This window comes from Shinella pollutisoli (assembly GCF_024609765.1).
GTDB lineage: Bacteria > Pseudomonadota > Alphaproteobacteria > Rhizobiales > Rhizobiaceae > Shinella > Shinella pollutisoli.
This window is the reverse complement of sequence record NZ_JANFDG010000003.1, coordinates 15,859-32,886: the sequence shown is the minus strand read 5'-3', so window position 1 is coordinate 32,886 and position 17,028 is coordinate 15,859. Positions and strand designations below refer to the sequence as shown.

Here is a 17,028-nt window from a genome sequence, read left to right as displayed (position 1 = left end):
CCCGTCCCGCGATCATGATTCGGTCGCGAGGATTCCAGCCTTTCCGCACCAGTCGCGCAAGGGGGAGAGATCGGGATGGGAGAGCGCCCGGTCGAGATTGCTGAGCGTGCGCGGCATGTGGCGCATGTAGGCCGGCTTGCCGTCGCGCCGCATCAGCCGCACCCAGATGCCGACGAGCTTGCAGTTGCGCTGCGCCGCCATGATGTGCCAGTCGCGCAGGAAGCGGTCGCGATCGAAGCCGGGACTGTTTTCTTCGCGCAGCGCCAGATAGCGGGCGAGCACGTCGTCGGTAAGGCCGGCCGGCATGTCGACGCGGGCGTCCTGTGCGAGCGAGGCGACGTCGTAGGCCGTCGGGCCGATCATCGCATCCTGGAAATCGATGAGGCCGACGCGGCCGATCCCTGTCGCCTGCGCCTGCCAGAGGATGTTCGGCGAATGGAAGTCGCGGAGCAGCAGGTTGCGCTCGCCGTCGGCGAGCGTTTCGATCAGCCCGTCCCAGATCGCGACATAGGCCCGCCGCTTCGCCTCGGGCAGCGGCGCGCCGCGCTTCCAGGGGACATACCAGTCGGCAAGCAGGCTCACCTCGATCTGCATCGCGTCGCGGTCGAAGTCCGGCACGCGGTGGACGATGTCGCCGGTGACGGGAAGATCGCGTGCGAAGGGTTGCGCGTGCAGGCGGGCGAGGCATGCGGCGCTTTCGAGGTAGCGCTCGGCGATCGGCCCGCCGTCGGCGTCGAGCACGCCCTCGCCGCCGAGGTCCTCGATCAGCAGTATGCCCTCGCCGATATCTGCCCGATGGATTTCTGGCGCGCGCAGGCCGCGCGCGGCGAGGTGCCGGGCGACGGCGATGAAGGGGCGGACGTCCTCGGCGATATGGGCGATCTGCTGGTAGTACTTGCCGTCGGCGAGGATCGGCCCCGGTGGGTGCCGCGGCGCATCCATCAGCACGAAGCGTTCGCCGCCGGCATGGACGCGCTCGTAGGCGCGCACGGAGGCGTCGCCCGTCAGGTGCCGCCGCGCCGCATTTCCATAGCCGGCTTCGTCGAGGAAGCGGCGGATGGCGAGCGTGCGGCGGATGCGGGCGAGCGACGCCTCGGGTGCCGCGATCTCGACGCGCCGGCCGGCGCCCTCGTGCAGGAAGCGGAGCGTGATGCCGTCCTCGGGCAGCGCCCCTTCGCCCTTCTCCGGCCATTCGACCAGGCAGACGCCGTCGGAAAGCGCCTCGTCGAAGCCGAGCTCGTCGATCTCGGCGGCGTCGGCGATGCGGTAGAGGTCGAAATGGGCAACGGGGAGCCGGAGCGCGTAGGTCTGGACGAGCGTGAAGGTCGGGCTCGGCACCTCCAGCCCGGCGTCGTCGGCGACGGCGCGGATCAGGGCGCGGGCGAAGGTCGATTTCCCGGCGCCGAGATCGCCGGAAAGCGCCAGATAGTCGCCGCGTTTCAGCGCCAGCGCCATGTCCTCGCCGAAGCGGATCGTCGCGGCCTCGTCGGCGAGGAAAAGCGTTTCCCCGGGCATCCGCGCCCTATTCCGCCGCCGCGACCGCCGGCATCGCCGCGGTCGGAATGCGGCAGGTCACGTCCGTGCCCTCGCCCTCGCGGCTGTCGATGGTGACGGTGCCGTTGTGCAGGCTGACGAAGCTCTCGACGATCGAGAGGCCGAGGCCGGCGCCGCTGTGGCGGCCGTGGCTCTCGAAGCGGCCGAACACGGTCTTCAGCACGTCCTGCGGAATGCCGGGGCCGGCGTCGGAGACGGTGAAGACGAAGTCGGTGCCCTCGCGCCGGCAGGCGAGGCGGATCGAGGAGCCCTCGGGGGCGAAGTTGGCCGCGTTGCTGAGCAGCTTGACGAGGATCTGCTTGAGGCGCTGCGGGTCGGCGACGATGGTGCCGAGCGCGTCGGGCGCGACGATCTCCAGCGTCAGCCGGCCTTCCTGCAGCCGGTCGGAGAACTGCAGCGCGACGTCGTCGACGAGGTCGGTCAGGTTGATCTCGCTGTAGTCGAGCTCCATGATGCCGGCGTCGACGGTGGCAAGGTCGAGGATGTCGTTGACGATGGTCAGCAGCACCGCCGAGGACGTGGCGATATGGTCGACATATTCGGCCTGCCGCTCGGTGAGGTCGCCCATGGTCGGCGTCTTCAGGAGCTCGGCGAAGCCGATGATGTTGGTGAGCGGCGAGCGCAGCTCGTAGGAGACGTGCTGGACGAAGTCGTTCTTCAGCGCATCGGCCTTGCGCAGGGCCTCGTTCTTCTCGGTGAGCGCGCGGCTGACGCGCACGCTGTCGGTGATGTTGACGAAGGTGAGCATCGTCTGCGCGTTGGAAAGCGGGATGACCGCGAAGTCGAGCACCAGCCCGGTGCGAAGCTCCAGCACGCCCTGGCAGGACGGGCGCTCGTCGTCGAAGCTGGTGATGATATGGGCGAAGCGCTTCCAGCCGTCCGGCTTGTCGTAGGAAGCCGCGCAGGCCTGCTCGATGGCGCGGATGTGGGTGCCGGGCTTCGCCTCATCCTCGGTGATGCCCCAGAGCGCCCGGAAGGCGGGGTTGGAAAGGCGGATGCGCCCGTCCGGGCTGAACACCGCGACCCCTTCGGCGAGATGGTCGATCGTCTCGTCCTGCACCTGCACCAGCGTGTTGTAGCGGGCCTCGAGCGCGACCTTCTCGGTCAGGTTCTCGAACACCCAGGTGGCGCCGCCCTGCGGGCGGGCGGTGGCGAAGACGCGCAGCGTCTGGCCGTTCGGCAGGTGCCAGAGGTCCGTCTGCGTGTCGATGGCGCGGTAGACGGAAAGGGCGTTCTCCTTCCACTGCCGCCAGTTGAGCTGCTCGGGCAGTTTTCCCGCCGCGCGCAGCCGGTCGAAGAGCTCGCCGTTGCCGGGCTTGGTCTCCAGGAAGGCGGTCTCCAGGCCCCAGACCTGCTGGAAGGCCTGGTTGTAGAACTGCAGACGCTGCTCGCCGTCGAAGATCGCGACGGGCGTGGCGAGATGGTCGAGCGTCTCGGCGTGGCTCTTCAGCGTGCGGGCCAGCTCCTCGCGCACCGCTTCCGCGTCGGAGACGTCGATGGCGATGCCGGCCGAGCCGGTCGGGCTCTTGGCGTCGACCACGTCGAGGAAGCCGCGGTTGCCGCGGATGACGGTCGAGACCTTGTCGCGGAACGGCGTGTCGTAGGTGCTCGCGGACCGGATCTTCTCGCGCGCAATGGTGGGAAGAAGCTCGCGGCCCTCGCTGACGGCGCGCGCGGCGTCGGCGGCCTCGACGGCCTGCGCGTAGGCGGCGTTCACCCAGGAGAGCTTGCCGCCCGCGTCGCGCTGCCAGACGGGCAGGTCGATCTGGTCGAGCAGGTTCTGCAGCGTGGCGAGCGCGGCGACGAGCCGGTCGCGTTCCAGCTTCAATTCCGCCGCCTCGGCGCGCAGGTTGTTGAGGGCGATGAAGCGCACGAAGGCCTGCCCGCCGGAGACGCGGCCCTGCGCTTCCAGCACCTCGCCGCGCGCCGTCTCGACAATGAGGTCGAAGCTCTGCGCCTGCGCGCGCAGCGTCTCGATGGCGCGCTCGATCGCCCCGGCCGATGCCGGCGTCATCCAGCGGCCGAAGGCGAGGAAATCGCGGTCGGCGGCGGGCGCGCCGGTCTCCGGCGGCAGTTCGCCCAGGAATTCCGGCTTCTGCGACAGGCCGTCCCAGACGACGATGCGCCGGTTCTTGTCGCCGATCAGCGCGTGGAGGCGGGAAACGGTGTGGCGGGCGTCGGCGAGATGGGCCTTGAGGTCGCGGTTCGTCGTCTCCGTCCGGCCGCGCAGGCGCACCGTCCAGAGCGTCGAGACCACGGCGGCCGACAGGACGCCGAGCAGCATCGAGACGGTGACGATCTCGCCGGTGGCGAGATAGGGCGCGGCCTGCGCCGGGCCCGCCGCCATGGTCAGCGCCGAGCCGGCGGCGAGCAGCGAGAAGAAGCGGCGTCGCCGCCGTCCGGCGGGGTTCGCACCGTCCGCATGCGTCGTCCCGCATCCCGGCAGCGCGTGCGCCTGCCCGGAACGGCCTCGTTCCAATTCCGCCATCATCCCCGTTCCGTCTCCGTCCAATTTGCCGCTGATCGGACATCCCCGTCCGGCGCGCCAGGTCCGCATCCGGCGCCGAATCGGGAGATTGAAGGATACTTGTTTCCCGAATCGGCGGGAAGGGACGCGCCCAAAAAAGAGGCCGCGCGCTTTGTCAAGCACGCGGCCTCCACATGTTGTGGATAAGTCGGGTAAGGATCAATACCTGTAGTGTTCCGCCTTGAACGGACCCTCACGGCCGACGCCGATATAGTCGGCCTGCTCGGAGGAAAGCTCGGTGAGCTTGGCGCCGAGCTTGGCGAGATGGAGGCGCGCGACCTTCTCGTCGAGCTGCTTCGGCAGCACGTAGACCTCGTTCTTGTAGGCCTCGCCCTTGGTGAAGAGCTCGATCTGGGCCAGCACCTGGTTGGAGAAGGAGGCCGACATCACGAAGGACGGGTGGCCGGTCGCATTGCCGAGGTTGAGGAGCCGGCCTTCCGAGAGCAGGATGATGCGGTTGCCCTTCGGGAACTCGATCATGTCGACCTGCGGCTTGATGTTGGTCCACTTGAAATTGCGCAGCGCCGCGACCTGGATCTCGTTGTCGAAGTGGCCGATGTTGCCGACGATCGCCATGTCCTTCATCGCCCGCATGTGCTCGAGGCGGATGACGTCCTTGTTGCCGGTGGTGGTGATGAAGATGTCGGCGCTGCCGGCGACGTCTTCCAGCTGCACGACCTCGAAGCCGTCCATGGCGGCCTGCAGCGCGCAGATCGGGTCGACCTCCGTGACCTTGACGCGGGCGCCGGCGCCGCTGAGCGACGCGGCCGAGCCCTTGCCGACGTCGCCGTAGCCGCAGACGACGGCGACCTTGCCGGCCATCATCACGTCGGTGCCGCGGCGGATGCCGTCGACCAGCGATTCCTTGCAGCCGTACTTGTTGTCGAACTTCGACTTGGTGACCGAGTCGTTGACGTTGATCGCCGGGAAGGGCAGCAAACCCTTCTGCTGCAGCTGGTAGAGGCGGTTGACGCCGGTGGTCGTCTCCTCGGTGACGCCCCTGATGGCGTCGCGCTGCTTCGTGAACCAGCCCGGCGAGGCGGCAAGGCGCGTCCTGATCTGCGCGAAGAGGATCTCCTCTTCCTCGGAGCCCGGCTTCGACAGCACGTCCTCGCCCGCTTCCGCGCGCGCGCCGAGCAGGATGTACATGGTGGCGTCGCCGCCGTCGTCGAGGATCATGTTGGAGAAGCCGCCGTCGGCCCACTGGAAGATCTTGTCGGTATATTGCCAGTATTCGGTGAGCGTCTCGCCCTTGACGGCATAGACCGGGATGCCGGCGGCGGCGATGGCGGCTGCGGCGTGGTCCTGGGTGGAGAAGATGTTGCAGGAGGCCCAGCGGACCTCGGCGCCGAGCGCCACCAGCGTCTCGATCAGCACGGCGGTCTGGATCGTCATGTGCAGCGAGCCGGTGATGCGCGCGCCCTTCAGCGGCTTGGAAGCGCCGAATTCCTCGCGGCAGGCCATCAGGCCCGGCATTTCCGTCTCGGCGATGGCGATTTCCTTGCGGCCGAAATCGGCAAGCCCGATGTCGGCGACGTGGTAGTCATGCGTGGTGGTCATGGGTTTCTCCAGCCGTCTGGCCTTTTCCGTTATGGCGCTCGTCTATCAGGAAAAGGCGGTCGGAGCAACCGAACATAAAGAAGTCTTTATATCCTTATGTGGCCCAGCGGGCCTACATCTCCTCGCCGAAGCGGTCGGCGACGAGCCGGTCGAGGGCGGCGAGCGCTTCCTGGGCCTGGGCGCCCGTTGCCGTCACGAGCACGCTGCAGCCGGGGCTTGCCGCCAGCATCATCAGGCCCATGATCGAGGTGCCGCCGACGGTCATGCCGTCCTTGGTGACGGTGACCTCGGCGTCGAAGCCGTCGACCGTCTGCACGAACTTGGCCGAGGCGCGGGCGTGCAGGCCGCGCTTGTTGATGATGAGAAGCTCCTTCGAGACGGTCATGGACGGCGCCGCGCCTCTACTTGCCGCTCAGCACGCGGCTTGCCACGTTGATGTACTTGCGGCCGGCCTCCGAGGCGTCGACGAGCGCCTTCTCCATGTCGTTTTCGCCGCGCACGCCGGCGAGCTTGATCAGCATGGGCAGGTTGACGCCGGCGATCACCTCGACGCCCGCGCCGGTCATCACGGAGATGGCGAGGTTGGAGGGCGTGCCGCCGAACATGTCGGTGAGGATGATGACGCCGTTGCCCTCGTCGGCGCGCTTGACGGCCTCGAGGATGTCCTGACGGCGCTGGTCCATGTCGTCCTCGGGGCCGATGCACACGGTCTCGATCGCCTTTTGCGGACCGACGACATGTTCAAGGGCGTGGCGAAATTCCTCCGCCAGCTTGCCATGGGTGACAAGCACCAGTCCGATCATATGCAGACGCTCCAGTTTCCCAGCACAGAACGGAGCCGGAATACCGCAATGCAGCAATTCCGTCCACCGTCGGGGACGCCATCTTGTCAATGAAACGCTTGAGCGCAAGCCCTAAATGGCCGATTTCGCCTTTTCACGAGCCTTTGACCGCCACCCCCGGAGGATTTCCGGATGAATCGCGACAAGAGTGGAAAAGGCGCAGCAGCCGGGAAAAAGCGGAAGCCGGGTGAGCGGAAGAAAAAGCTGCGGCAGGACCTCGGCGGTCTCCTCCTCCGGCGGCAGCCGCTCGGTGAAGGGGGGCGCAAGCGGCGCGACGGCGCGGCCGAGGACGGCCGCCTCGATCGCCGGCATGCGGACGACGCCGGCGCCGCGCACCTCCAGGAGCCCCGCGATCGTCCGCGGTGCGCGGGCGACCGCCCGCCCGCCTTCAATGGAGATCAGCACCTGGTCGTCGCTCACCAGCGCGGAGAACAGGCCGCGCAGCCGGGCCTGCTCCAGGCAATGGAGCGCGACCGCGCTCTTGCCGGCGCCCGAGCGGCCGATGAAGAGAAGGCCGGTCGTGCCGACGACGATCGCCGTGCCGTGCACGTTGGCGGGGACCGGCGTCATTCTTGACCCCCCTCTGCCCTGCCGGGCATCTCCCCCTCAAGGGGGGAGATCGGATGGAGCATCGTCCCGCCCCACTCGAACCCTGCGGTTTGAGCAAGGTTTTCGCATCTTGCCGATCTCCCCCCCAGAGGGGGAGATGCCCGGCAGGGCAGAGGGGGGTATGGCGGCGCACTGCCTTGTATTTGCGGCAACCTCGCCGTCATCATTTCCGCGGTCCCGTCACGCCGCTCGTCGGCAGCGACAGCGTGAAGCGCGCGCCGGCGACCGCACCGGTCGCCTTGTCGAGGATGTTCTCCGCCTTGAGCGTGCCGCCGTGCGCCTCGGCGATCTGGCGCGAGATGGAGAGGCCGAGGCCGGAATTCTGGCCGAAGCCTTCGCTCGCCGGGCGGTCGGTGTAGAAGCGCTCGAAGATGCGGTCGATGTCTTCCGCCTGGATGCCCGGCCCGTTGTCCTCCACCTGGACCAGGCAGCGGTCGTTCCGCCCGCGCGAAAGGCGTACGACGATCCGCCCGCCGTTCTCCGGCACGAAGGAGCGGGCATTGTCGATGAGGTTGGTGACGATCTGGCCGATGCGCAGCTCGTAGCCGGAGATCTCGAAGCGGGCCTTGGGATTGTCCCTGCGGTCGACGACGAAATCGAGGGTGACCGGCTTCTTGCGGCTGTTGACCTGGCGGGAGATGTCGATGAGGTCGCCGAGCAGCTTTTCCAGATCGACGGTGCGCGCGTCCGAGCGGGCGAGCTCCGCATCGAGGCGCGAGGCGTCGGAAATGTCGCTGATCAGCCGGTCGAGGCGGCGCACGTCGTGCTGGATGATGTCCATGAGCCGCGTCTTCGATTCGTCCGTGCGGGCGAGCGGCAGCGTCTCGACGGCGCTTCTGAGCGAGGTCAGCGGGTTCTTCAGCTCGTGGCTCACGTCGGCGGCGAAGCTCTCGATCGCGTCGATGCGGTCGTAGAGCGCCGTCGTCATCTGGCGCAGCGCCACGGACAGATTGCCGATCTCGTCCTGCCGCGAGGAGAAGTCGGGGATCTCCTCGCGCTCCTTGGCGCCGCGGCGCACGCGGATCGCCGCCGCCGCGAGGCGTCGCAGCGGATTGGCGATGGTGCTGGAGAGCAAGAGCGACAGCGCGATGTTGACGAGGCCCGCCACCCCCGCAACCCGCATGATGGCGAGCCGCTCGGCATGGACGATCTTGTCGATGTCGCCGGCCTGCGTCGAGAGCAGCAGCACGCCGAGCACCGCGCGGAACCGCTGCACCGGCACGGCGACGGAGACGATCAGCTCGCCCTTGTCGTTGACGCGCACGACCGCGCCGCGCACGCCGGTCAGCGCGTTCATCACCTCCGGGTAGATCGAGCCGTCGCCGCCCGGCGCCTCCTTGTATTGCGGCAGGTTGGCCGGCTGCAGCAGCCGGTTGAACCAGGCGTTGAAGCGATCGAGGATGCCGACGCTCTCGGGCTCGACCGGCGGCAGGTCGAAGCGCAGCACCTGGCCCTGGGTGTAGAGATGGCGCGAATCGAGGAGCAGGTTGGCGTCGGTGTCGTAGATGCGTGCGCGGGTGCGCGTCGGCGAGATCAGGCGGCGCAGCACCGGCGCCACGCGCTCCGGATTGATCGGGAATTCCAGGTCCTCGTCGTTCGGCAGCGGCGTGATCGACTGCCCGGCCTGCAACTCCAGGAGTTTCTCCGGATCGATGGTGATCGAGTTGGTGTCGACGGAGGCGGATGCCGAGATCGCGCCGGCGATGATCTCGCCCTGCGTCAGCAGGCTCTCGACGCGGGCGTCGATCAGCCCCTCGCGGAACTGGTTGAGATAGAGGATGCCGGCGACGAGGACGAGGAGGGCGACGAGGTTGAAGAAGAGGATGCGGCGCGTGAGGCTGGAGAAGACCGCGTTGCCGAAGATGCGGCGGGCGAGCGTGAAGGGCCGCGTCCAGCGTCGCCGGATCGAGCGCGGCGCGGGGCGGCCGTCGATATCCTCTCCATCCCTCTCCAGAACGGTCTGCGACACGCGGTGTCATCCTCGATGCGAAAGCGGCGGCATGCCCTGCCGCCGCCGTCGATGCAAGCGAAATCGCGCCTCAGGCGGTCTCGCGGAAGCGGTAGCCGACGCCGTAGAGCGTCTCGATCATGTCGAAATCGGCATCGACCATCTTGAACTTCTTGCGCAGCCGCTTGATGTGGCTGTCGATGGTGCGGTCGTCGACATAGACCTGTTCGTCATAGGCGGCGTCCATCAGCGAATCGCGGCTCTTCACCACGCCGGGCCGCTGGGCGAGCGAATGCAGGATCAGGAATTCCGTGACGGTCAGCGTCACCGGCTCGCCCTTCCAGGTGCAGGTGTGGCGCTCCTGGTCCATGACGAGCTGGCCGCGCTCCAGCGAGCGCGCCGGCGTATCGCCGCTTTTGGCCGCGCCGCTGCCGGCATTGGCGGAGGCCTGCTCGCGGCTGGAGGCGCGCCTGAGGATCGCCTTCACCCGCTCGACCAGCAGGCGCTGCGAGAACGGCTTGGTGATGAAGTCGTCGGCGCCCATCTTCAGGCCGAACAGCTCGTCGATCTCCTCGTCCTTGGAGGTGAGGAAGATCACCGGCAGGTCCGACTTCTGGCGCAGCCGGCGCAAGAGCTCCATCCCGTCCATGCGCGGCATCTTGATGTCGAAGATGGCGAGATGCGGCGGGCGGGCGAGAAGGCCGTCGAGCGCGGAGGCGCCGTCGGTGTAGGTTTCGACCTTGTAGCCTTCCGCCTCCAGCGCGATCGACACGGAGGTCAGAATATTCCGGTCGTCGTCGACGAGTGCGATCGTCTGCATCCTGCTCTCCATCGTCATGGGCGCCCTTTCCGGTTTTTTCCGATGCGCCTCCTTGGGGATAAAGGTGGAACAAATTGTGGCGAAGATAAAGGGTGCGTTTTCGACGCGGCCGCCGCCGGGGATTTAAATCGATTATTTAACCGATTAAAAAAGTAAGATAATTCTTTAAATCGATTAATTATTTGATATCATTGGTTAATTTCGAACTGCCCGCTTGTTTTTCCGTCATGCGCAGATTAGTTTCACGAAAATTTCACGCGGGACTTTTGTCGCCATGGAGGAAAACCGCACCATGCAGGAACTTGGAATTCGCAACCCCGCCCTGGGGCTCGACGCGATGGGTATCCATACGAACGGCACGGTCCGGTACAATTTTGCCGCCGAGGCGCTCTACGGGGAGGCCCTCGGCCGCGGCGAGGCGGTCAAGACCGCGCACGGAGCGCTGCGCGCGCTGACCGGCCAGCACACCGGCCGTTCGCCCAAGGACAAGTTCGTCGTGCGGGACGAGAATACCGCCGACCATATCTGGTGGGACAACAACAAGGCGCTGTCGCGCGCGCATTTCGACGCGCTCCACGCCGACATGCTGGCGCATGCCGCCGGCCGCGACCTCTTCGTGCAGGACCTCGTCGGCGGTGCCGATGCCGACTATGCGCTGCCGACGCGCGTCGTCACCGAGCTCGCCTGGCACTCGCTGTTCATCCGCAACCTGCTGATCCGCCCGGAGGAGGCCGCGCTCGCGACCTTCGCACCGAAGCTCACCATCATCGACCTGCCGACCTTCAAGGCCGATCCGGAGCGCCACGGCGCCCGCACCGAGACGATGATCGCCTGCGACCTGACGCGCGGCATCGTGCTGATCGCCGGCACCTATTATGCCGGCGAGATGAAGAAGTCGGTCTTCACCGTGCTCAACTGGCTCTTGCCGGAAAAGAAGGTAATGCCGATGCATTGCTCGGCCAATGTCGGGCCCGAGGACGACGTCGCCGTCTTCTTCGGCCTTTCCGGCACCGGCAAGACGACGCTGTCGGCCGACCCGAAGCGCACGCTGATCGGCGACGACGAGCACGGCTGGGGCGAGAACGGCGTCTTCAACTTCGAGGGCGGCTGCTACGCCAAGACGATCCGGCTCTCGGCCGAGGCCGAGCCGGAAATTTTCGCGACGACCCGGCGCTTCGGCACCGTGCTGGAAAACGTCGTGCTCGACGCCAACGGCGTGCCGGACTTCGACGACGGTTCGCTGACGGAGAACACGCGCTGCGCCTATCCGCTGCACTTCATCCCGAACGCCAGCGAGACCGGCCGCGCCGGCCATCCGAAGACGATCATCATGCTGACGGCCGACGCCTTCGGCGTGATGCCGCCGATCGCCCGGCTGACGCCCGACCAGGCGATGTACCACTTCCTCTCCGGCTACACCGCCAAGGTCGCGGGCACGGAGCGCGGCGTCACCGAGCCGGAGGCGACCTTCTCCACCTGCTTCGGCGCGCCCTTCATGCCGCGCCACCCGACCGTCTACGGCAACCTGCTCAAGGAGCTGATCGCCGGGCACGGCGTGGATTGCTGGCTGGTCAACACCGGCTGGACGGGCGGTGCCTACGGCGAGGGCCGGCGCATGCCGATCAGGGCGACGCGCGCGCTGCTGTCGGCCGCCCTCGACGGCTCGCTGAAGAACGCGCTCTTCCGCCGCGACGACAATTTCGGCTTCCAGGTGCCGGTCTCCGTGCCGGGCGTCGACACGAAGATCCTCGACCCGCGCTCGACCTGGGCGAGCGGGGCCGCCTATGACGCGCAGGCGCGCAAGCTGGTCGACATGTTCGTCGCCAACTTCGAGAAGTTCGAGGATCAGGTCGACGGCAGCGTCCGCGACGCGGCGCCGGGCCTCAAGGTCGCCGCCGAATAAGGCAAGGCCGGCTGATTCACGTGAAACCCGGCCGCAAGGCCGGGTTTCCGTTTTGTGCGCGGGCGGCTACAAGGGCGTGGAAAGGAACGTGCCATGGCCAGCGCCCCCCTCCACATCAAGGGCTCCATCACCATCGCCGGCTGGGAGCTGACGGAGCAGTTCGTGCTGGCCAGCGGCCCGGGCGGTCAGAACGTCAACAAGGTCTCGACCGCCGTCCAGCTCTTCTTCGACCTGCGCAACTCGCCCTCGCTTCCCGACCGCATCAAGGCGAATGCGGAAAAGCTCGCCGGCCGGCGGCTGTCGAAGGACGGCGTGCTGATGATCGAGGCGAACCGTTTCCGCAGCCAGGAGCGCAACCGCGAGGATGCGCGCGAGCGGCTGAAGGAGCTGCTCCTCGCCGCCGCCGAGCCGCCACCGCCGCCGCGCAGGAAGACGAAGCCGACGAAGGGCTCGGTCGAGCGCCGGCTCAAGGAGAAGGCGGGCCGCGCCGACGTCAAGAAGATGCGCGGCCGGCCGAGGTCCGAGAATGGCTGACCCGTCGCTGCCGCCCGGCCTGCGCTACCTGCCCGGCTACTACGATCGCGAGGCGCAGGAGGGTCTCGTCGCCGCGATCCGCCGCGTGGTCGCGGATGCGCCGCTGTTCGTGCCGCGCATGCCGAGGACCGGCAAGCCGATGTCCGTGCGCATGACCAATTGCGGCCCGCTCGGCTGGGTGACGGACCGCGAGCGCGGCTATCGCTACCAGCCGTCCCATCCCGAGACGGGAAGACCCTGGCCGGAGATTCCCGCCGTTCTCCTCGACCTCTGGCGGGCCGTCGCCGGCTTCCAGGCTCCGCCGGAAGCCTGTCTCGTCAATTTCTACGACGGGGAGGCGCGGATGGGCCTGCACCAGGATCGCGACGAGGCCGAATTTGCCGCGCCCGTCGTCTCGGTCTCGCTCGGCGACCAGTGCCTCTTCCGCGTCGGCGGGCTCAGGCGCGACGACCCCACGCGCTCCTTCCGCCTGTCGAGCGGCGACGTGCTGGTGCTCGGCGGCGAAAGCCGGCTGGTCTTCCACGGGGTCGACCGCATCTATCCGGGCACCTCGACGCTGTTGAAGAACGGCGGGCGGATCAATCTGACGTTACGGCGGGTGAATCCTTAGCCGGCTTAGGTAATTCCAGGAAAAGTGCGGAGCGGTTTTCCGTCCGGAATTGCGTGAAGCGATCAGAGCTTGCGGAGCGCCACCGTCTCGACGAGATGGTTCGGACCCTTCTGCAGGATCAGGTCGGCGCGCGGGCGCGTCGGCAGGATGTTCTGGCGCAGGTTCTTCAGGTTGATGTTGTGCCAGAGGCCTTCAGCGATCGACAGCGCCTCGTCCTCGCCGATCGTCGCGTAGCGGTGGAAGTAGGAATCGGGACTGCGGAAGGCGGTGTCGCGCAGTCGCATGAAGCGTTCCACGTACCAGTTGTGGATCAGCGCCTCCTCGGCGTGGATGTAGATCGAGAAGTCGAAGAAGTCCGAGACCATCGGCACGATCTTGCCGTCGGCCGGCAGGTTGCGCGACTGCAGCACGTTGATGCCCTCGAAGATCAGGATGTCGGGGCGGTCGATGGTGCGGAACGTGTTCGGCAGCACGTCGTAGGTGAGGTGCGAATAGGTCGGCGCGCGCACGTTCGGCAGGCCGGCCTTGATCGCCGAGAGGAAGCGGAGCAGCGCGCCGGTGTCGTAGCTCTCCGGAAAGCCCTTCCGGTCCATCAGGTTCTCGCGCTGGAGCACGGCGTTCGGATGGAGGAAGCCGTCGGTCGTCACGAGATCGACCTTGGGGCTGGAGGGCCAGCGCGAGAGCAGTTCCGCGAGGATACGGGCGGTGGTGGATTTTCCGACCGCGACCGAGCCGGCGATGCCGATGACGAAGGGCGTCTTCGATTCGTTGGAGAGGCTGAGGAAGCGCTTGCGCTGCTCGAACAGCATCTGCGAGGATTCGACATGCGCCGAGAGAAGCCGCGACAGCGAGAGGTAGATGCGCCGGACCTCGTCGAGATCGACCGGGTCGTTCAGCGAGCGCAGCCGGCGCACCTCGTCGGCCGTCAGCGTCAGCGGCGTATCGGCGCGGAAATGCGCCCATTCCTCGGCGGAGAAGAAGCGATAGGGCGAATAGTCGTGATTTCCGAAATCGTCCGGAATATCCGCCTGGTCCTTGTCGCGCGCTGCCTGGATCATCCGTTCTGCCGGCCGGCCTTCTCCGCAAGGCCGGACTGGCGCGTACGGCCCTCCAGCTCCTCCAGCACCTCTTGTAGCGCCACGCCGCCGATTTTCAATACGACCATCAGGTGATAGAGGAGGTCGGCGGCCTCGCTGGTGAGTGCCGCCCGGTCGCCCTCGATCGCGGCGATCACCGTTTCCACCGCCTCCTCGCCGAGTTTCTTCGCCGCTTTGCCCTGGCCGGCGGCAACGAGCTTCGCCGTCCAGGATTGCGATGGGTCGGCTTTCGCGCGCTCCGCGACGATGCCTTCGAGATCGGCAAGGGTGAAGGTGGTCATGGCCTCTCCTCAGTCGAGCCGCATGGGAATGCCGTGCTCGGCCATGTAGCGCTTGGCCTCGCCGATCGTATAGGTGCCGAAATGAAAGATCGAGGCGGCGAGCACGGCGGTCGCATGCCCGTCGCGCACGCCCTCGACCAGGTGGTCGAGCGTGCCGACGCCGCCCGACGCGATCACCGGCACGGAGACGCGGTCGGCGATGGTGCGCGTCAGCGCGATGTCGTAGCCGCTCTTGCTGCCGTCGCGGTCCATCGAGGTGAGCAGCAGCTCGCCCGCGCCGCGCTCCACCATCCTTTCGGCGAAGGCGACGGCGTCGATGCCGGTCGGCTTGCGCCCGCCATGGGTGAAGATTTCCCAGCGGTCCTCCTCGCCTGCCTGCGACACCTTCTTGGAATCGATGGAGACGACGATGCACTGGTTGCCGAACTTGTCGGCGGCCTCGGCGACGAAGTCGGGGTTCGCCACGGCGGCCGAGTTGATCGACACCTTGTCGGCGCCGGCGAGCAGCAGCTTGCGGATGTCGGCGACCGCGCGCACGCCGCCGCCGACGGTGAGCGGCATGAAGCAATGCTCGGCCGTGCGCGCCACCACGTCGAAGATCGTCTCGCGGTTGTCGGAGGAGGCGGTGATGTCGAGGAAGCAGAGCTCGTCGGCGCCGGCCGCGTCATAGGCCTTGGCCGACTCCACCGGATCGCCCGCATCGATGAGGTTGACGAAGCTGACGCCCTTGACGACACGGCCGTCCTTCACGTCCAGGCATGGGATGACGCGGGCCTTGAGGGTCAAAGGACGGCCTCCTCTTTCTTGCTTTGCGCGTCCTCGCCGCTCCGCGGCTGCGGGCGTCGCGGGCTGTCCTTGACGTCGAGGCATGGGATGACGCGGGCTTTCAGGGTCACGCCGCACGTCCTTTCGCTTCACGGATCACGGCCAGGGCCTCCGCCGGATCGATCCGGCCGTCGTAGAGCGCGCGGCCGGAGATCGCGCCTTCCAGCTTGCGGGCCTCGGGGGCGACGAGACGGCGGATGTCGTCCATCGAGGCGAGCCCGCCGGAGGCGATGACGGGGATCGAGACTGTATCGGCGAGTTCCAGCGTCGAGGTCCAGTTGATGCCGGCGAGGATGCCGTCGCGGTCGATGTCGGTATAGATGATCGCGGCCACGCCCGCGCCCTCGAACTTCTTCGCAAGCTCGATCACGCCGAGCTCGGAGGCCTCCGCCCAGCCCTCGACCGCCACCTTGCCGCCCTTGGCGTCGATGCCGACGGCGACCTTGCCGGGGAACCTTTTGCAGGCCTCGATGACGAGCGCCGGGTCGCGCACGGCGACGGTGCCGAGGATGACGCGGGAGAGGCCGCGCGCAAGCCAGCTTTCGATATGGTCGAGCGTGCGGATGCCGCCGCCGAGCTGCACCGGGTTCCTCGTCGCCTTGAGGATCGCGTCGACCGCGGCGCCGTTGACGCTTGTCCCCGCGAAGGCGCCGTTGAGGTCGACCACATGCAGCCACTTAAAACCCTGGTCCTCGAAGGCCTTCGCCTGGGCGGCGGGGTCGGGATTGTAGACGGTGGCCTGGTCCATGTCGCCGAGCTTCAGGCGAACGCACTGGCCGTCCTTCAGGTCGATGGCGGGAAAGAGGATCATCTTACGGCTTCCAGCGCAGGAAATTGGTGATGAGGGAAAGGCCGAGCGCCTGGCTCTTCTCCGGATGGAACTGGGCGCCGGCCTTGTTGTCGCGGGCGACGAAGGCGGTCATCGGCCCGCCGTAGTCGACGGTCGCCACCACGTCCTGCGCGTCCGCCGCGGCGAGATGGTAGGAATGGACGAAATAGGCGTGAAGCCCCGCCGGGATGCCGTCGAAGAGCGGATGCGGACGCTTCAGGTCGAGCGTGTTCCAGCCGATCTGCGGGATCTTCAGCGTGGGATCCGCAGGCTTCATGAGAACGACGTCGCCCTTGATCCAGCCGAGTCCCTCGGTGACGGTCTTCTCCAGCCCGCGCGAGGACATGAGTTGCATGCCGACGCAGATGCCGAGGAAGGGTTTTCCCTTCGCCTCGACCGCCTCGCGCAGCGCCTCTACCATCCCGGGCACGGCGTCGAGGCCGCGGCGGCAATCGGCATAGGCGCCGACGCCCGGCAGCACGATCCGGTCGGCGGAAGCGACGCGCTCGGCCCTGTCGGTGAGCGCGATCTCGGCGGCAATCCCGGCCTCGCGGGCCGCCCGCTCGAAGGCCTTGGTGGCCGAGCGCAGGTTGCCCGAGCCGTAGTCGATGATCGCAACGCGCATTCTCAGCGTCCTTCCCCGAAACCGACGAGGCCGAGCATCGGCCCGTGCCTGCGCCCGGCATCCGATGCCGTGAGGCTGGGCTCGACGCGCTCCGGCGTGCCGGCGGTTTCCGTATAATAGATCTCCTCGGCCGTCGCCCGGTCCTCGGCGACGATCACGGCGTCCTGCGTCCACCCCCTGTATCCGAGGCCGGCGGCGACCATCGACGGGCCTTCGAGCGCGACGATGAGGCCGGTCGCAAGGAGAAGTGCTGCGCCGGCGGCCCCGAGCCCCGCATGGCCGATGATCGCAAGGCCGAGGCCCTGCACGGCGAGCGCGAGGAGCGCGGCGGCGAAAGCCCGGTGCCAGAGCAGCCAGAGGACCGGCAGCAGCAAGGCGATCCAGGAGAAGCGGTCGCGCAGGAAGCGGGCCTTCTCGTCGTGCGCGGCCGCACCCGGGGGGATCAGAACGAGGAATGTGGCCAT

General features: G+C 67.5%; 17 protein-coding genes. 3 read left to right on the top strand and 14 right to left on the bottom strand.

The genetic code is table 11. The features are described 5' to 3' along the window. Positions 1–12 precede the first annotated feature (12 nt). From tsaE to NNZ72_RS02985, 8 genes are all read right to left on the bottom strand, one after another. A complete protein-coding gene (gene tsaE, locus NNZ72_RS03025; RefSeq protein WP_257312552.1) occupies positions 13–1,515 on the bottom strand; it encodes a tRNA (adenosine(37)-N6)-threonylcarbamoyltransferase complex ATPase subunit type 1 TsaE in 1,503 nt (500 codons plus the stop codon). Between the two features lie 7 nt (positions 1,516–1,522). Beyond that, positions 1,523–3,901 carry a sensor histidine kinase gene (locus tag NNZ72_RS03020; protein WP_257313102.1) on the bottom strand — a complete coding sequence of 793 codons (2,379 nt, stop codon included), beginning with the start codon at positions 3,899–3,901 and terminating at the stop codon, positions 1,523–1,525. 339 nt (positions 3,902–4,240) lie between these two features. Next, entirely contained in the window at positions 4,241–5,641 is a 1,401-nt protein-coding gene (ahcY, locus tag NNZ72_RS03015; RefSeq protein WP_257312548.1) for an adenosylhomocysteinase, read from the bottom strand. Between the two features lie 112 nt (positions 5,642–5,753). After that, positions 5,754–6,026, bottom strand: coding sequence for an HPr family phosphocarrier protein (locus NNZ72_RS03010; protein ID WP_257312546.1), 273 nt, complete (start codon positions 6,024–6,026; stop codon positions 5,754–5,756). Between the two features lie 16 nt (positions 6,027–6,042). Next, positions 6,043–6,444 carry a PTS sugar transporter subunit IIA gene (locus NNZ72_RS03005; RefSeq protein WP_257312543.1) on the bottom strand — a complete coding sequence of 134 codons (402 nt, stop codon included), beginning with the start codon at positions 6,442–6,444 and terminating at the stop codon, positions 6,043–6,045. A gap of 111 nt (positions 6,445–6,555) precedes the next feature. After that, positions 6,556–7,053 carry an HPr kinase/phosphorylase gene (locus tag NNZ72_RS03000; RefSeq protein WP_257312540.1) on the bottom strand — a complete coding sequence of 166 codons (498 nt, stop codon included), beginning with the start codon at positions 7,051–7,053 and terminating at the stop codon, positions 6,556–6,558. Positions 7,054–7,255: 202 nt separating this feature from the next. After that, on the bottom strand, positions 7,256–8,998 hold the full coding sequence (locus NNZ72_RS02990; RefSeq protein ID WP_371747696.1) for a sensor histidine kinase: 1,743 nt from the start codon (positions 8,996–8,998) through the stop codon (positions 7,256–7,258). A gap of 133 nt (positions 8,999–9,131) precedes the next feature. Further along, positions 9,132–9,860, bottom strand: a complete 729-nt coding sequence (locus tag NNZ72_RS02985) for a response regulator transcription factor (RefSeq protein ID WP_257312539.1) — start codon at positions 9,858–9,860, stop codon at positions 9,132–9,134. Positions 9,861–10,152: 292 nt separating this feature from the next. Between NNZ72_RS02985 and NNZ72_RS02980 the strand changes: the two genes are divergently transcribed. The 3 genes from NNZ72_RS02980 (at position 10,153) to NNZ72_RS02970 (ending at position 12,907) form a co-directional block, all read left to right on the top strand. Beyond that, positions 10,153–11,763: a phosphoenolpyruvate carboxykinase gene (locus NNZ72_RS02980; protein ID WP_257312536.1), complete on the top strand. Its 1,611-nt coding sequence runs from the start codon at positions 10,153–10,155 to the stop codon at positions 11,761–11,763. Positions 11,764–11,856: 93 nt separating this feature from the next. Beyond that, on the top strand, positions 11,857–12,297 hold the full coding sequence (gene arfB / locus NNZ72_RS02975) for an alternative ribosome rescue aminoacyl-tRNA hydrolase ArfB (protein WP_257312532.1): 441 nt from the start codon (positions 11,857–11,859) through the stop codon (positions 12,295–12,297). Continuing rightward, the gene (locus NNZ72_RS02970) at positions 12,290–12,907 is read left to right on the top strand and encodes an alpha-ketoglutarate-dependent dioxygenase AlkB family protein (protein ID WP_257312529.1); all 618 of its coding nucleotides are present in this window, start codon (positions 12,290–12,292) and stop codon (positions 12,905–12,907) included. Before arfB ends, NNZ72_RS02970 begins: the two co-directional genes overlap by 8 nt. 62 nt (positions 12,908–12,969) lie before the next feature. Here the strand turns inward: NNZ72_RS02970 and coaA are convergent, their stop codons facing one another. The 6 genes from coaA to NNZ72_RS02940 form a co-directional block, all read right to left on the bottom strand. Next, positions 12,970–13,965 (bottom strand): type I pantothenate kinase, encoded by a 996-nt coding sequence (coaA, locus tag NNZ72_RS02965; RefSeq protein WP_257312526.1) that lies wholly within the window; start codon positions 13,963–13,965, stop codon positions 12,970–12,972. Then, on the bottom strand, positions 13,962–14,285 hold the full coding sequence (locus tag NNZ72_RS02960; protein WP_257312523.1) for a phosphoribosyl-ATP diphosphatase: 324 nt from the start codon (positions 14,283–14,285) through the stop codon (positions 13,962–13,964). Before NNZ72_RS02960 ends, coaA begins: the two co-directional genes overlap by 4 nt. A 9-nt stretch (positions 14,286–14,294) precedes the next feature. Next, the gene (gene hisF / locus NNZ72_RS02955; RefSeq protein ID WP_257312520.1) at positions 14,295–15,071 is read right to left on the bottom strand and encodes an imidazole glycerol phosphate synthase subunit HisF; all 777 of its coding nucleotides are present in this window, start codon (positions 15,069–15,071) and stop codon (positions 14,295–14,297) included. A gap of 106 nt (positions 15,072–15,177) precedes the next feature. Beyond that, positions 15,178–15,921, bottom strand: a complete 744-nt coding sequence (gene hisA / locus NNZ72_RS02950) for a 1-(5-phosphoribosyl)-5-[(5-phosphoribosylamino)methylideneamino]imidazole-4-carboxamide isomerase (RefSeq protein WP_257312514.1) — start codon at positions 15,919–15,921, stop codon at positions 15,178–15,180. Between the two features lies 1 nt (position 15,922). Further along, a complete protein-coding gene (gene hisH, locus NNZ72_RS02945) occupies positions 15,923–16,564 on the bottom strand; it encodes an imidazole glycerol phosphate synthase subunit HisH (RefSeq protein ID WP_257312511.1) in 642 nt (213 codons plus the stop codon). A gap of 2 nt (positions 16,565–16,566) precedes the next feature. After that, a complete protein-coding gene (locus NNZ72_RS02940) occupies positions 16,567–17,028 on the bottom strand; it encodes a DUF2628 domain-containing protein (RefSeq protein ID WP_257312508.1) in 462 nt (153 codons plus the stop codon).

Excerpts from the sequence above, each read along its gene's own strand:
- NNZ72_RS03005 (WP_257312543.1), bottom strand. The coding sequence starts at position 6,444 with ATGATCGGACTGGTGCTTGTCACCCATGGCAAGCTGGCGGAGGAATTT.
- NNZ72_RS02960 (WP_257312523.1), bottom strand. The coding sequence starts at position 14,285 with ATGACCACCTTCACCCTTGCCGATCTCGAAGGCATCGTCGCGGAGCGC.
- hisA (WP_257312514.1), bottom strand. The coding sequence starts at position 15,921 with ATGATCCTCTTTCCCGCCATCGACCTGAAGGACGGCCAGTGCGTTCGC.
- NNZ72_RS02940 (WP_257312508.1), bottom strand. The coding sequence starts at position 17,028 with ATGGCCACATTCCTCGTTCTGATCCCCCCGGGTGCGGCCGCGCACGAC.
- NNZ72_RS02980 (WP_257312536.1), top strand. The coding sequence starts at position 10,153 with ATGCAGGAACTTGGAATTCGCAACCCCGCCCTGGGGCTCGACGCGATG.
- tsaE (WP_257312552.1), bottom strand. The coding sequence starts at position 1,515 with ATGCCCGGGGAAACGCTTTTCCTCGCCGACGAGGCCGCGACGATCCGC.
- NNZ72_RS03020 (WP_257313102.1), bottom strand. The coding sequence starts at position 3,901 with ATGGCGGCGGGCCCGGCGCAGGCCGCGCCCTATCTCGCCACCGGCGAG.
- NNZ72_RS02970 (WP_257312529.1), top strand. The coding sequence starts at position 12,290 with ATGGCTGACCCGTCGCTGCCGCCCGGCCTGCGCTACCTGCCCGGCTAC.
- hisH (WP_257312511.1), bottom strand. The coding sequence starts at position 16,564 with ATGCGCGTTGCGATCATCGACTACGGCTCGGGCAACCTGCGCTCGGCC.
- NNZ72_RS03010 (WP_257312546.1), bottom strand. The coding sequence starts at position 6,026 with ATGACCGTCTCGAAGGAGCTTCTCATCATCAACAAGCGCGGCCTGCAC.
- arfB (WP_257312532.1), top strand. The coding sequence starts at position 11,857 with ATGGCCAGCGCCCCCCTCCACATCAAGGGCTCCATCACCATCGCCGGC.
- NNZ72_RS03000 (WP_257312540.1), bottom strand. The coding sequence starts at position 7,053 with ATGACGCCGGTCCCCGCCAACGTGCACGGCACGGCGATCGTCGTCGGC.
- ahcY (WP_257312548.1), bottom strand. The coding sequence starts at position 5,641 with ATGACCACCACGCATGACTACCACGTCGCCGACATCGGGCTTGCCGAT.
- coaA (WP_257312526.1), bottom strand. The coding sequence starts at position 13,965 with ATGATCCAGGCAGCGCGCGACAAGGACCAGGCGGATATTCCGGACGAT.
- NNZ72_RS02985 (WP_257312539.1), bottom strand. The coding sequence starts at position 9,860 with ATGCAGACGATCGCACTCGTCGACGACGACCGGAATATTCTGACCTCC.